This is a genomic window from Pseudomonas sp. SR18, assembly GCF_023701505.1.
In the GTDB taxonomy this organism is placed as follows: Bacteria; Pseudomonadota; Gammaproteobacteria; order Pseudomonadales; family Pseudomonadaceae; genus Aquipseudomonas; species Aquipseudomonas cyclaminis.
The window spans coordinates 35,990-48,819 of sequence record NZ_JAMQAU010000024.1; the positions used below are offsets into that span (position 1 = coordinate 35,990).

The window sequence follows — 12,830 nt, forward strand, 5'->3', positions numbered from 1 at the left end:
TTCTTATTGTTATGCAACGTGTTGCGTACCCTAGTCCTGTGGCGGGGGGTTGTTGAAGAAGTATTCAGCAGGGTGATTGAAGGCCATGCACAGAAGTGGGAGGGGGCTTGCCCCCGATGGCGGTGTATCAGTCAACCAATCCAGTGACTGATACTCCCTCATCGGGGCATGAGTATCTACACAACTCTTAAAGGCCGACACAGAATCCTGTGGTGAGCGGGCTTGCCCCGCGCTGGGCTGCGAAGCAGCCCCAATAAGGTCACCGCAGAGTGCCAGAACCAATCGGGGTGAAGGTTTTGGGGCTGCTGCGCAGCCCAGCGCGGGACAAGCCCGCTCACCACAACAGCCCATTTGCCATAGATTGAGCATCCTCCGGAAGTTGTGTAGATGCCCATGCTCATCGGGGGCAAGCCCCCTCTCACATGTTGACTGCGCTTCGATCCGGGATCAGCGAACGCCTTCAGCCCTCAACGCGGCCGGGGTGTAGTCCGCTGCCTTGGCCGCGAAGCCGAACACGAAGCTGCTTTTCTCCTCGTTTTTCATGCCCAGTGCGATGTAGCGACCGGCAATGATGTCGTACAGGGTTTCGACGGTGTAGGCCGGCACCTGGTGGTCGTAGTAGAACTGCGCATGGCCTTCGGCAACGCGCCACAGTTGGCCGCGACCGTCGTAGTGATCCACCAGCGCGACTTGCCAGCTGTCTTCGTCGATGTACATGTGGCGCTTGGCGTAGATGTGCCGCTCGCTCGGTTTGACCGTGCCGACCACTTCCCACACGCGGTGCAGTTCGTAGCGGGTCAGGTCCTGGTTGATGTGGCCGGCCTTGATGATGTCGTCGTACTTGAGGCTCGGCGAATCGAGTTTGTAGCTGTTGTAGGGGATGTACATCTCCTTCTTGCCCACCAGCTTCCAGTCGTAGCGGTCGGGGGCGCCGGAGAACATGTCGAAGTTGTCGGTGGTGCGCAGGCCATCGGACGCGGTACCCGGCCCGTCATAGGAGACTTGCGGCGCACGGCGCACGCGGCGTTGGCCAGCATTGTAGATCCAGGCCAGGCGCGGCTCTTTCACCTGGTCGAGGGTTTCGTGCACCAGCAACACGTTGCCCGCCAGACGCGCCGGGGCGGTGACCGACTGCTTGAAATAGCTCAGCACGTTGGCCGCCTTGGCCGCGTCGATATCCGGGATCGCCTGGGGCACCGCCACTTCTTCTTCGAAGCGGATCGGCGTGTAGCTGCCGTTGGTCTGCGGGGTGGCCTGGGTGATGATGCGGCGCAGGTTGCCGCCGTGATAACGGGTGATGTGGTTCCACAGCACTTCCACGCCATTCTTCGGAATCGGGAACGCGTAGTAACGGTTGCCGGTGAAGTTCTCCAGACCGTTGCCGTCGTTGATCGCCTTGACGTTGAGCGCGCTGCGCTTGATCGACTCGTAGATATCCGCCGGCAGGTTGACCGTACGGTGGCTCGGGTACACCGGGATCTTGTAGGTCTCGGGGTAGCGTTTGAACATCGCCACCTGGCCGTCGGAGAGTTTGTCTTTGTACTTGTCGACGGTGGCGGCGGTGATCACGAACAGCGGTTTTTCACTGGCAAACGGGTCGGCCAGGAAGCCTTTGCTGTCCACCGCGCCGGCGTTTTTCGGGATGCCGCCGGTCCAGGCCGGGATTGAGCCGTCGGCATTGCCGGCTTTTTCGGCGCCGACTGGCGTGAGGGTGGTGCCCAGCTTGGCCGCTTCTTCAGGCGATACGGCTGCCATCACGTGGGCGGCCAACAAACTCAGGGCCAACACTGCAATTGTCTTACGCATAGGTTCTTGTCCTTCTTTAAGCCAAATCAGAAGTTCACGCCGAAGCTGAGGGCGAGGAAGTCGCGGTCGGTCAGGGTGTTGTAGTCGCCGCCGAAAAAGTCGGTGTAGCTGAGGCTGGCGGTGTAGGTGCTGCGGTAGTCCGCATCCACGCCGACGCTGATGGCCTTGGCGCCTTTGTTGAAGATCCCGTTGGGTCCGTAACCAGCCACGTCATGGGACCAGGACAGGTTGGGCTTGAGGTTCACCCCGAAAATCGCGTTGTTGTAGTCGAGGATCGCCCGCGCGCGGTAGCCCCAGGAGGTGGAGGTGACAAAACCGTCGGTGTCACCCTGGAAACCGTAGGCGCCGTAGACCGAATCACGGCCATAACGCAGTTTGGATTTGTCCTCCAGGCCAGCCACATGGACGACCGCCGCCTCGCCGACCAGGGTCAGGCGTTCGGCGCCGAGGACCTGGTCGAAGAACTGGGTCATGGTGCTTTGGATCTGGGTGATTTCCTTGCGGCGGTAGCCCTTGTTGTCGTCACCGAAGTTGCTGCGGATGGGTGAAGCGAGTTGGCCGGCGATCGGATTGATCAAAGCCAATGTCAAGTCGGTGGTGTTCAACTGCACCGGGGCATTGGGCCGGTAGCTGATTTCCCCGGTCCACGCGGTGCCGGTGGGCAAGGTGGTGGAGAAGCTCGCGCCGAACAGGCGGATGTCTTCCGGGTAGTCGAGATAGTACTGGCCACGGCCGAGCATGGTGCTCTGGGCCAGGGCTGAACCGAAACCTGCAGGAGCGGCGGCGGCGATGCCACCAATGGTCGCCAGGTTCGTATTGGCGGTAATCGTGCCGACAGTGGGCGTACGGCTGTGATAGTTCATGAAGTAGAGGCCGTACTCGGTGTCGTCACCCAACCAGCGCAGGGCTGCACCGAATTGGCCGGAGTCCCGCGCATCACGGTCGCCGGCACGCTGCACCACCACACCCTCGCGGGTCACCACAAAGCCTTGGCCGCGTGATGCGGCGATCGGTTGCAACGCTGCGATCCCCGGACTGCCTACGGTGTAATTACCCGTGCAACCATCCGCCGCTACGTCACCGCCAAAGAAGGTGCCGCAGTTGTCCAGTACGGTCTGGTCCCACTCCAACTGATAAAACCCTTCCACAGTCAGTTGGTTGGTCAGGCTCTGGGACGCAAACAGCATGTTCACCGGGATCAAGCCTTCCTTGATCTCGGCACCGGGCCGGCGGAACGCCGACACGTCAATCGGGTTGATGCTGTTGATGGAGTTGCCGATGAAGGTGCTTTCGCCCCAACTGACCACCTGCTTACCGGCGCGCACGGTGCCCGGCAGGTCGCCCAGGGAGTAGTTGTGGTAGACGAAGGCATCGAGGATCTGCGCACCGCTGGACTTGGCGCCTTCCTTGCGGTTGTGGTCGCTGATCTGCTTGAACTCGCGGTCTTCGTCCTTGAGTTCAAAGTCATACCAGTACTTGCCACGCACGAACACACCGGTGTCGCCGTACTTGAGCTCAAGGTCGTGCAGGCCCTTGAAGATTTTCGAGAAGGTCTCGCCTTTTTTGAAGTTGAGGCGCCCGTCATCCCCCGTGGAAGCCTGGCCGGTGCCGCCATTGACGGTACCGACCAGGCTCTTGTCGGCATCGCGCATGCCCCAACTCGACCCCACCGACAACGACGAATCGAATTGCCCTTCGATCTCGCCAATATTGAACGAAACAGCCTGAGCCTGGGCGCAGCAACCCAAGGCAACCGCAGCGGCCAGCGCCTGTGGCGTGAAGATGGCGCGCATTGTTGTTTTTGTCATGCGTCTTCCCCGGTGAGTGACAGAAGGCCCCACCCTACTGCCGCGCATCAGGAGCGATAAGCGCACCAAGGAGGGATTCGTGTTGTCGCTCGAAAGGATTAGCAGGCGCTCTGGCCTGGGTCTGGGCGGGGGCATGGACCGGGTGGATGGCGGGTTATCAGGGGCGTGGATGGCGAGCGCCGTAACTGTTGCAATTTTGACAACAGTGCATGTCGTGAATCGCTATTACTCATGCTGTTACAAACGACTATTCTTGCCGGGCTTTCAGGGCAAACAGTCCGTTTCCTGCCAACGGAAGAAAAGCCAGATTCAAATGGATTGATGTCTTTTTTCAATCTGTTACCGGTGTTCACTGACGTTGATTTGTCGCTCCTTGATCCAACGTCTTACTTCAGCCGCTGCGTTTGCAGTGGCTTTTTTTTGCCTGAAATAAAACGGGGCGCCATCAGCGCCCCGTAGGATTCAATCTTTTTCAAGCAACGATCAGAGGCTGTATTTCTGCAAGTTGGCCATCATCTCCTTCAAGGCCTCGATGTTGTCCTTGGGATGAGCCGCCCCTTCGAAGTCGCAGATCTGCTGCCAGTGCGCGGCCACATCATCCGGCGAAAAGCCGGCTTCGGGATCAAAGCCCACGCCCAGGCTGCGCTCCCAGCGGGTCTTGCCGATCCAGCCACCGCCCACTTCAAACAACCCCGAGGTTTCCTGGCAGGCTTCGCTGCCCAGGTACACCACCAGCGGGCTGACCAGTTCCGGCTTGAGACGCTCGAACACTTGCGGCGGGATCAGGCCTTCGGTCATGCGCGTGGCGCCCGTGGGGGCGATGGCGTTGACCAGGATGTTGTTCTTGCGCCCTTCCAGCGCCAGGGTGCGGGTCAAGCCATACAGGCCGAGCTTGGCCATGCCGTAGTTGGACTGACCGAAGTTGCCGTAGATACCCGAGGTGGACGCGGTGAAGATCACCCGGCCGTAACCTTGCTCACGCAGATGGGGCCAGGCGGCGCGGGTGACTTTGTAGGCGCCTTCGACATGCACGCGGTACACCAGGTCCCAGTCGGCGTCTTCCATTTTGTGGAAGGTTTTGTCGCGCAGGATGCCGGCATTGTTGACCACCACGTCGATGCGGCCAAAGGCGTCGAGGGCGTTCTGCACAATCTTGTCACCGTCGGTGACAGAGTCGTGGTTGGCTTCGGCGATCCCGCCCGCTTCGCGAATCTCGGCCACCACCCGGTCGGCCGCCGAGGCATTGGCGCCTTCGCCCTGGGTGGAACCGCCGAGATCGTTGACCAGCACCTTGGCCCCGTGTCTGGCGAACAACAGCGCATGGGCCCGGCCCAATCCGCCGCCGGCACCGGTGACGATCACGACCTTATCCTGGAACTGCACTGACTCACTCATACCGAACTCCAATGGCGACAATGGGAATGGGTCGAGTGTCGGGCACCCAGCCTCTGGTCACAATAAAGACGGCCGGGGCTGAATGGTGCTCGATAAGGCAGAGGGATGATCCTAGGGTCTAGGAATAAGCCAGGCGCGGCGCGGCCAGCCCAATTCGATCACGAAACGCCTGGTAGTGCTTGAGCACCAGCACCGGCGCCTCGATCTGCGGGTAGTGGCCGATATTGGCCAACAGCACCGTGTCGGCGTTGGGCACCAACTGGCGGTAGCGCTCCACCATATGGATACCCGAGATCGGGTCGATCTCGCCGTCGATCACCCGCAACGGCACGTCAGCGTGCTGCATCGCCGCCACCCAGCGATCACGCAGGCGCCGACGCTGGGGAATGTAGGCGATGAGTTTGTGCAGGATGCGCGTGCCATCGTTGCAGTCGATCAGGCTCCAGAAATCGTCAAGGGCGCTTTCGCTGGGGCGGGTGTTGGGGCCGAATATCTGGTTGAAGCTGTCGGCCAGGGCATTGCGCCCGAACGCGCGGCCGATCATCCAGCCCAGCGGGCTGAGCAAGAGCTTTTGCACCAGCGCCGGGCGATGGGTTTCCGGGAACAGCCCGCCGTTGAGAAACACACAACTGGCCATCTGGAAGCGGCCTTCATAGTGTCGGGCCAACAGTTCCTGGGCGACGCTGTCGCCGTAGTCATGGGCCAACACATGCACCGGCTGATCCAGGCGCAGATGCTCAAGCAGCGCCTGTTGCAAGTCGGCCTGTTCGAGCAAGCAGTAGCCATGGTCCAGCGGCTTGTCCGAATCGCCAAAACCGAGCATGTCGCAGGCGATGACCAGGTTGTGCTGGGCCAGGGGTTGCCACACGTAATGCCAGTCCCAACTGGCGGTGGGAAAGCCATGGATCAGCAGTAACGGTTCGCCCTGCCCCGCCGTCCAATAACGGATGGTGCGACCGCGAAAGTCGAAACTCTGGCTGCGTTTGCGCCAGGCTCTGAGCGGGATCTCGGCGAGTGGCATCAGCTGTTATACCCAGGATCTTGAGCATCCAATTTGCGCAGCAACGCCGGCCAGGCCAGCGCGCCCCCCATACCCTGGGCGCTCTTTGTGACAGCCGCGACCATGGCCTTGGCGCCCGCCAGAATCTGCGGGCCAATGGCGATCAATTCAGCGCCGCCGTTTTGCGCCAGCACCTGGATATCGCAGGCGCGCTGAAAGGTGAACATCATCAGGAAGGTGTCGGCGATGGTACTGCCACAGGTGAGCAGACCATGGTTGTGCAGCATCAGGAAATTGTTGTCGCCCAGGTCGGCCTGCAGGCGCGCCTTCTCTTCGTGGTTCAGCGCCACACCTTCGTAGGCATGATAGGCCAGGCTCGACAGCACGAAGATCGATTGCTGGCTGATCGGCAGCACGCCTTGTTTCTGCGCCGCCACCGCCACGCCGGCGGCCGTGTGGGTATGCAGCACGCAGGTGACATCGTGGCGCACTTCATGGATGGCGCTGTGGATGGTGTAGCCCGCGGGGTTGATCTCGTAGGGGCTGTCCATCAGTTTGTTGCCGGCCTGGTCGACCTTGACCAGGCTCGACGCGGTGATCTCGTGGAACATCAGCCCGTAAGGGTTGATCAGGAAATCATCGGTGCCCGGCACCTTGGCCGAGATGTGGGTAAAGATCAGGTCGTCCCAGCCATGCAGCGCCACCAGGCGATAGCAGGCGGCCAGGTCGACACGGGCTTGCCACTCGGCAGCGCTGACCTGATCTTTGACAGTCTGTGGCGATACAACAGGGGCTAGGCTCACGGCAACGACCTCCTTGGCGCACTTCTTATTGTTTTTTGAGTGATGGGCCAGTCTAGTCAGACGCCCTGGCAGACGGAGTTGCCTTCGCAGCCAGCTTGATGACCGTACGAGTCAGCTAGGAGAATAGTTTAAATCTGTGTAAACGGCGTCAAAGAGACGCCGTCAATAAAGCCACTGCGAACCGCTCAGTCAGCGCGCAGTAAGGCGACCAGCTCAGCCAGCCAGGGCTCGGCGTCGGTTTCAGGAGTGACGCTTTCGCTGGCGTCCAGGCGCAGCATCGGCAGGACTTCGCGCACGCCCAACTCGCCAAACAGTTCGCGCATTTGCTCACCGCCACCACAGAAGGTGTCGCCGTAGCTGGCGTCGCCCAGGCCGATCACCGCACCGGGCAGACCGCGCCAGGCGGCGGGCAACTGGTCGCGAATCGTCGAATACAACGGTTGCAGGTTGTCGGGCAGTTCACCCATGCCGGTGGTCGAGGTCACCGCCAGAAACGCCTCGGGGGCAAACGCCTGCACATCCGCCAGGGTTGCACGGGGGTTGTGCCAGGCTTCAAAACCGGCGTCTTTGAGGATGCCGGCGGCGTGGCGGGCGACTTCTTCAGCCGTGCCGTAGACCGAGCCGGAAAGGATGGCGACTTTCATCAATCTGATCCTGTAGTTGAGCGAAAGCCTGGGATATTAACAGCGACGCAAATATTTCGGGCCACACCGTGCAAGATTCAGGACTTGCCATAAACTGCCCATTTCAACAACCAGCCATGGATCGCTCAATGATTAACGCCAAGCTGATGCAAATGGTGATCGCCGCTTCCAACGACGGCATCGTGGTAGCCGAACGGGAAGGCAAAGACAAGCCGCTGATTTACGTAAACCCCGCATTCGAACGGCTGACCGGCTACACCCTGGATGAAATCCTCTATCAGGACTGCCGCTTCCTGCAGTCGGGTGACCGTGACCAGCCAGCGCTGATGGCTATACGGGCCGCGCTGGAGAATGGTGGGGCGTGCCGGGAAATCCTGCGTAATTACCGCAAGGACGGCAGCCATTTCTGGAACGAACTGTCACTTTCGACGGTGTATAACGCAGCCGATAAACAGACGTATTTTGTCGGCGTACAAAAAGACGTCACGCTCCAGGTCAAGGCCCAGCAGCGTGTCGCGCAATTGGAAGGCGAATTGGCCCAGGTCAAGGCCGAGCTCGCGGCGCTCAGGGCGACCAGCGGATTAAACAAAACTTAGAAAATGCGGCCATATGAGCAGATAATGGCACTTTAATGCCCTCCCTACTGAGCCCGTACGATGCAACGCGATGCGCTTCTGACCCAGGATGAGCTGGATTTCATTCAGAACATGCAACACAACCCGCAACTCAACTTGCGGGATGCGTCGTCGAGCCTGACCGTCAACGGCGGTGCGCAGATTCGCGACTTGCTCACCCGCCTGGCCGCCCACGACCATGTCACCATCCAGGCACAGTTCGACAACCAGCAACTGACTTTTCCCCTGCACTTGGTGGAGGATGAGTTCAATGCCGTGCATCTGCGTCTGGGGGTGCCGAGCATTTTCGAAGACGGCCCAGTGATCCGCGCCTGGCGGCTGGCGCTCGAAGCACCGGTGGCCCTGGAAAACATCAAGGGCACGGCGAGCGCGCTGTGGGTGCATGAAGTGTCATTCAAGGGCGTGCTGGTGGAGATTCGGGGCAGGATCAAGCCGCCAAAAACCTTTTCCCTGTGGTTCAGCCCTTCCGGCTATGAGCGCATCAGCCTGCGCGGCGCGTTCGAACGGGAAACGGCGCGGGGGTTGTTTGCCTATCGCCTCAGCCAAAGCGATACGGATGAAATCGAGCGCCTGCGCCAGTTCATCCTGCATCAGCACCGCCTGGTGCACCCGCAGATGCACGCCTGAGATCAGGTATCCAGGTTACCGCTGAGGAACTGCTGCAAGCGGCGTTGCATCTCGCGCCCTTCGCTGCCCAGGCAACCGACGGAGGAGCCTGCCAGTGCGCTCTGCGCCAGGTCCGACGCGGCACCCGCCAGAAACAATGGGCAATCGAGGGTCAACGCCAAGCGATTGAGGCGCCCGGCTAACTCAAGGTTATGGGCGTGATTGGAGAGGATGACCAGCGCCTGGGGCTGAATCTTTTCACACACCAGGGTCAGCTCATCAAACGGCTGGCCCATGCCCAGCACCTTCACGGTCAAGTCATCACGACTCATCAACAGCGCCGCCACCAGCAACTCCAGTTTGCGGCATTCGCCGGGCATGGCGGTCAGCAGTACCCTGGGCGCCAGCGACCCACTCGCGACGTGCAGCCGCAGGAAGGTTTGTACACGCAGGAAGGCGTCGAAAAACAGCCATTCGCTGGCCTGGCCGAAACCTCCCTGGTGGCGCAACAGCTCGTTCCAGAGGGGCATCAGGATGTCCTGGAACGCCACACTGAGGGGATAAGTGGTAAAAATCTGGCCGTACACGCTCTCAAGCTGGCGGTCATCAAAGGCACTGATCGCGGTCATCAGGCGCGCCCGCCACTGCGGCAATTCGGCGTCTTCAAGGGTGTCACGCTCAGCACGAATCATTTCGGCCTGCTGATCGTCGCGGGCGAGAATCTTGCCGACCTTGCTCACGGCCACTCCCCGCTCGATCCAATCAAGAATGCGATTGACGGTCTCAATGTCGGACTTGGAGTAGAGACGATGCCCACTTTCGGTGCGCATGGGCTGGATCAGACCGTAACGGCGCTCCCAGGCACGCAGGGTGACCGGGTTGATGCCTGTCAATCTTGAGACTTCACGGATTGGAAACAGCTCAGAGACGTCAGCTGAATCCAGATGCGAAGTGCTATCAGTGGGAGCAGTAATCACGGGCATTTGAGACCAAAAAACCGTTTGTAGTCGGGTGCTCATTTAACGCCTTTAGACCTGTCTTTTTCAAGGTCTGGGCTTTTCGGACCAATGTCGCTGGTGTATTTCGGCAAAACAGGAATAATCCTTGCCTGCTTTTTACACGTCGCTGCAACACCCCGCAGCTTCGTCTGTGCGCCGCCTACCCGGTTCAGCGCACCCGTATATTTGGAGATACACAATGTCTACCTCTCCCGTCACCTTGATGGTTGCGCGCCGCGTCGCCAAAGGGCGCTACGAAGAACTGATGGCCTGGCTGCGCGAAGGCGAGCAATTGGCCACCGACTTCCCCGGTTACCTGGGTTCCGGCGTGCTGGCACCGCCGCCCAACGATGACGAATTCCAGATCATTTTCCGTTTCGCCGATGAAAAGACCCTGCACGCCTGGGAGTTTTCCGCCTCCCGTGGTGCGTGGCTGAGCCGTGGCAGCGAGTTGTTTGCCGACCCATCCGAGCACCGCGTACGTGGCATCGACGGCTGGTTTGGTGCGGCCGGCGCGCGTCCGCCGCGCTGGAAACAGGCGGTGGCGATCTGGCTGGCGTTTTTCCCGGTGTCGCTGCTGTTCAATTTCGTCCTGGGGCCATTGCTCAATCAGCTCGACCTGGTGCCGCGCGTGCTGGTCAGCACGATGGCACTCACACCGCTGATGGTTTACTGGTTCATTCCGCTGTCGACCCACCTGCTGGCGAACTGGCTGCATCCCGCGCCAACACCGCGCAAGGCCGCCGAAGCGGCGGCGTGAGTACAGGGGCGACCCGTCGCTGGTATGATTTGCGCCTGCCAGCGACGCGAGCCTCCCATGACTGCAACCCATGCACCGATCCTGATCACCGGCGCCGGCCAACGTGTCGGCCTGCATTGCGCCCAGCGCCTGCTGGACGAAGGCCAACCGGTGATTTTCAGCTATCGCAGCGAACGCCCTGGCGTGCAGGCCCTGCGCGAACGGGGCGCGGTCGGTGTGTTTGCCGACTTCTCCAACGAAGCTGGAATCCTGACATTTATCGCTGACCTGCAGACCCATACTCAAAGCCTGCGCGCGATCATCCACAACGCCTCGGCCTGGGTCGCGGAAACCCCGGGCGACGAAAGCCGCGCCTTCAGCGACATGTTCAGCGTGCACATGCTTGCGCCGTACCTGATCAACCTGCATTGTTCACCCCTGCTGCAACGTTCTTCACCAGCCGACATCGTGCACATCAGCGATGACGTGGTGCGCAAGGGCAGCCGCCAGCACATTGCCTACTGCGCCACCAAGGCCGGGCTCGATAGCCTTACGCTGTCATTTGCCGCGCAGTTCGCGCCGCTGATCAAGGTCAACGGCATCGCCCCGGCGATGGTGATGTTCAACGAAGACGACGACGCGGCCTATCGCAGCAAGGTCTTGGCCAAGTCTGCCCTGGGCATCGAGCCCGGTCCCGAGGTGATCTACCAGAGCGTGCGCTACCTGCTGGACAACCCCTATGTCACCGGTACCACCCTGACCGTCAACGGCGGGCGGCATATCAAGTAAGCCGTATGTGAGGATGTTGTATGACCTTGTCCCTGCCCCAACACTACCGCGAGATTCTCAAAGGCCTCGGCGAAGACCCAGAGCGCGAAGGCTTGCTCGACACGCCCAAGCGCGCCGCCAAAGCCATGCAGTACCTGTGTCATGGCTATGAGCAGAACCTGGAAGAGATCGTCAACGGGGCGCTGTTCTCTTCCGATAACGACGAGATGGTGATCCTCAAGGACATCGAGTTGTACTCGCTGTGCGAACACCACCTGCTGCCCTTTATCGGCAAGGCCCATGTGGCCTATATTCCGACTGGCAAGGTGCTGGGCCTGTCGAAACTGGCGCGTATCGTCGACATGTTCGCCCGGCGCCTGCAGATCCAGGAAAGCCTCACGCGGCAGATCGCCGACGCCATCCAGGACGTGACCCAGGCCGCCGGTGTGGCCGTGGTGATCGAAGCCAGGCACATGTGCATGATGATGCGCGGCGTGGAGAAACAGAATTCAACCATGAACACCTCGGTGATGCTCGGCGCTTTCCGCGAGTCGAACACCACGCGCATGGAGTTCCTGCAACTGATTGGACGGAGCAAGTAGCAATGCCACAACTTCAACCAGGCATGGCGCGCATCCGGGTCAAGGACCTGTGCCTGCGCACCTTCATCGGCATCAACGAGGACGAGATCCTCAACAAGCAGGATGTGTTGATCAACCTGACCATCCTGTACGCCGCCCAGGAGGCGGTGCGCGACAACGATATCGACCACGCGCTGAACTACCGCACCATCACCAAGGCGATCATCGCCCACGTGGAAGGCAACCGCTTTGCCCTGCTGGAGCGTCTGACCCAGGAACTGCTGGACCTGGTGATGAGCAATGAATCGGTGCTGTATGCCGAGGTCGAAGTGGACAAGCCCCATGCGCTGCGCTTTGCCGAGTCGGTTTCGATTACCCTGGCGGCCAGCCGCTGACATTCAAGTGAACCCTATGAACGATCAACAACGCCTCGAACTCGAAGCTGCCGCCTTCCGCCGGCTGGTGGCCCATCTGGACAGCCGCAAGGATGTGCAGAACATCGATCTGATGAACCTCTCCGGTTTCTGCCGTAACTGCCTGTCAAAGTGGTACAAGGCCGAGGCCGACGAGCGCCACATCGAGCTGAGCCTCGATGATGCCCGTGAAGTGGTGTACGGCATGCCGTACGCCGACTGGAAAGCCCAATACCAGAAAGAAGCCAACGCCGACCAACAGGCGGCGTTCGCCAAAGGAAAAACCCATGACTGACCTGAACACCCTGCGCGCCAGCCTCAACAGCGGTGACCATGCTTTTGCCGATACCCTGGCGTTTGTTGCCGCAGGGTATGACTACCAGCCACAAGCCTTCACCAACGGCGCGGTGGAAAACGCTGCCGGGCAGAATGAAGGGTCGTGCAAGACGCTGGGTCTGGCGGTGCTGGAAGGCTTGAGTGACCAGGAAGCGCTGCTGGCGTTTGGCGAGCATTACCGCTCGGTAATCGCTACGCCTGAGGGCAGCGACCACGGCAATATCCGCGCATTGATCGCCCATGGCCTGGCCGGTGTGAAATTCAGCGCGCAGCCCCTGACCCGCAAATCCTAAGTCAG

General features: G+C 60.5%; 15 protein-coding genes. 8 read left to right on the top strand and 7 right to left on the bottom strand.

Going from position 1 to position 12,830, the window contains the following annotated elements; genetic code table 11:
* Positions 1-447: 447 nt before the first annotated feature.
* The 6 genes from NDJ82_RS25795 to NDJ82_RS25820 form a co-directional block, all read right to left on the bottom strand.
* Entirely contained in the window at positions 448-1,806 is a 1,359-nt protein-coding gene (locus NDJ82_RS25795; protein WP_099587271.1) for a DUF1329 domain-containing protein, read from the bottom strand.
* 26 nt (positions 1,807-1,832) lie between these two features.
* Entirely contained in the window at positions 1,833-3,614 is a 1,782-nt protein-coding gene (locus NDJ82_RS25800; RefSeq protein WP_250926562.1) for a DUF1302 domain-containing protein, read from the bottom strand.
* A gap of 483 nt (positions 3,615-4,097) precedes the next feature.
* Entirely contained in the window at positions 4,098-5,009 is a 912-nt protein-coding gene (locus NDJ82_RS25805; protein ID WP_099587269.1) for an SDR family oxidoreductase, read from the bottom strand.
* Positions 5,010-5,127: 118 nt separating this feature from the next.
* Complete coding sequence (locus NDJ82_RS25810; protein ID WP_099587268.1) at positions 5,128-6,030, bottom strand: alpha/beta fold hydrolase; 903 nt, start codon at positions 6,028-6,030, stop codon at positions 5,128-5,130.
* On the bottom strand, positions 6,030-6,812 hold the full coding sequence (locus NDJ82_RS25815; RefSeq protein ID WP_250926563.1) for a class II aldolase/adducin family protein: 783 nt from the start codon (positions 6,810-6,812) through the stop codon (positions 6,030-6,032). The genes NDJ82_RS25810 and NDJ82_RS25815 overlap by 1 nt, the downstream gene beginning before the upstream one ends.
* A gap of 185 nt (positions 6,813-6,997) precedes the next feature.
* Positions 6,998-7,456 carry a flavodoxin gene (locus tag NDJ82_RS25820; protein WP_250926564.1) on the bottom strand — a complete coding sequence of 153 codons (459 nt, stop codon included), beginning with the start codon at positions 7,454-7,456 and terminating at the stop codon, positions 6,998-7,000.
* A gap of 128 nt (positions 7,457-7,584) precedes the next feature.
* Here NDJ82_RS25820 and NDJ82_RS25825 point away from each other — a divergent pair, with 128 nt between their 5' ends.
* Both NDJ82_RS25825 and NDJ82_RS25830 read left to right on the top strand, forming a co-directional pair.
* Positions 7,585-8,052, top strand: a complete 468-nt coding sequence (locus NDJ82_RS25825) for a PAS domain-containing protein (RefSeq protein ID WP_250926565.1) — start codon at positions 7,585-7,587, stop codon at positions 8,050-8,052.
* A 60-nt stretch (positions 8,053-8,112) separates the two neighbouring features.
* Positions 8,113-8,718 carry a hypothetical protein gene (locus NDJ82_RS25830; RefSeq protein WP_099587264.1) on the top strand — a complete coding sequence of 202 codons (606 nt, stop codon included), beginning with the start codon at positions 8,113-8,115 and terminating at the stop codon, positions 8,716-8,718.
* Positions 8,719-8,720: 2 nt separating this feature from the next.
* Here the strand turns inward: NDJ82_RS25830 and NDJ82_RS25835 are convergent, their stop codons facing one another.
* On the bottom strand, positions 8,721-9,680 hold the full coding sequence (locus NDJ82_RS25835; protein WP_250926566.1) for a MerR family transcriptional regulator: 960 nt from the start codon (positions 9,678-9,680) through the stop codon (positions 8,721-8,723).
* A 214-nt stretch (positions 9,681-9,894) separates the two neighbouring features.
* Between NDJ82_RS25835 and NDJ82_RS25840 the strand changes: the two genes are divergently transcribed.
* The 6 genes from NDJ82_RS25840 to NDJ82_RS25865 are packed head-to-tail and all read left to right on the top strand — an operon-like array spanning position 9,895 to position 12,825.
* Entirely contained in the window at positions 9,895-10,455 is a 561-nt protein-coding gene (locus NDJ82_RS25840; RefSeq protein ID WP_099587262.1) for a putative antibiotic biosynthesis monooxygenase, read from the top strand.
* A 57-nt stretch (positions 10,456-10,512) separates the two neighbouring features.
* Positions 10,513-11,223 carry a dihydromonapterin reductase gene (folM, locus tag NDJ82_RS25845; protein ID WP_191948323.1) on the top strand — a complete coding sequence of 237 codons (711 nt, stop codon included), beginning with the start codon at positions 10,513-10,515 and terminating at the stop codon, positions 11,221-11,223.
* Positions 11,224-11,243: 20 nt separating this feature from the next.
* Positions 11,244-11,804 carry a GTP cyclohydrolase I FolE gene (folE, locus tag NDJ82_RS25850; protein ID WP_250926567.1) on the top strand — a complete coding sequence of 187 codons (561 nt, stop codon included), beginning with the start codon at positions 11,244-11,246 and terminating at the stop codon, positions 11,802-11,804.
* A 2-nt stretch (positions 11,805-11,806) separates the two neighbouring features.
* Positions 11,807-12,178 carry a dihydroneopterin triphosphate 2'-epimerase gene (folX, locus tag NDJ82_RS25855; RefSeq protein ID WP_003194073.1) on the top strand — a complete coding sequence of 124 codons (372 nt, stop codon included), beginning with the start codon at positions 11,807-11,809 and terminating at the stop codon, positions 12,176-12,178.
* Positions 12,179-12,194: 16 nt separating this feature from the next.
* Entirely contained in the window at positions 12,195-12,491 is a 297-nt protein-coding gene (locus NDJ82_RS25860; RefSeq protein WP_143522584.1) for a DUF1244 domain-containing protein, read from the top strand.
* Positions 12,484-12,825, top strand: coding sequence for a HopJ type III effector protein (locus NDJ82_RS25865; protein WP_250926568.1), 342 nt, complete (start codon positions 12,484-12,486; stop codon positions 12,823-12,825). The genes NDJ82_RS25860 and NDJ82_RS25865 overlap by 8 nt, the downstream gene beginning before the upstream one ends.
* The last annotated feature ends 5 nt before the right edge of the window (positions 12,826-12,830 follow it).

Coding starts and splice junctions, on each gene's coding strand:
- NDJ82_RS25795 (WP_099587271.1), bottom strand. CDS start 1,806: ATGCGTAAGACAATTGCAGTGTTGGCCCTGAGTTTGTTGGCCGCCCAC.
- NDJ82_RS25800 (WP_250926562.1), bottom strand. CDS start 3,614: ATGACAAAAACAACAATGCGCGCCATCTTCACGCCACAGGCGCTGGCC.
- NDJ82_RS25805 (WP_099587269.1), bottom strand. CDS start 5,009: ATGAGTGAGTCAGTGCAGTTCCAGGATAAGGTCGTGATCGTCACCGGT.
- NDJ82_RS25810 (WP_099587268.1), bottom strand. CDS start 6,030: ATGCCACTCGCCGAGATCCCGCTCAGAGCCTGGCGCAAACGCAGCCAG.
- NDJ82_RS25820 (WP_250926564.1), bottom strand. CDS start 7,456: ATGAAAGTCGCCATCCTTTCCGGCTCGGTCTACGGCACGGCTGAAGAA.
- NDJ82_RS25825 (WP_250926565.1), top strand. CDS start 7,585: ATGATTAACGCCAAGCTGATGCAAATGGTGATCGCCGCTTCCAACGAC.
- NDJ82_RS25830 (WP_099587264.1), top strand. CDS start 8,113: ATGCAACGCGATGCGCTTCTGACCCAGGATGAGCTGGATTTCATTCAG.
- NDJ82_RS25835 (WP_250926566.1), bottom strand. CDS start 9,680: ATGCCCGTGATTACTGCTCCCACTGATAGCACTTCGCATCTGGATTCA.
- NDJ82_RS25840 (WP_099587262.1), top strand. CDS start 9,895: ATGTCTACCTCTCCCGTCACCTTGATGGTTGCGCGCCGCGTCGCCAAA.
- folM (WP_191948323.1), top strand. CDS start 10,513: ATGACTGCAACCCATGCACCGATCCTGATCACCGGCGCCGGCCAACGT.
- folE (WP_250926567.1), top strand. CDS start 11,244: ATGACCTTGTCCCTGCCCCAACACTACCGCGAGATTCTCAAAGGCCTC.
- folX (WP_003194073.1), top strand. CDS start 11,807: ATGCCACAACTTCAACCAGGCATGGCGCGCATCCGGGTCAAGGACCTG.
- NDJ82_RS25860 (WP_143522584.1), top strand. CDS start 12,195: ATGAACGATCAACAACGCCTCGAACTCGAAGCTGCCGCCTTCCGCCGG.
- NDJ82_RS25865 (WP_250926568.1), top strand. CDS start 12,484: ATGACTGACCTGAACACCCTGCGCGCCAGCCTCAACAGCGGTGACCAT.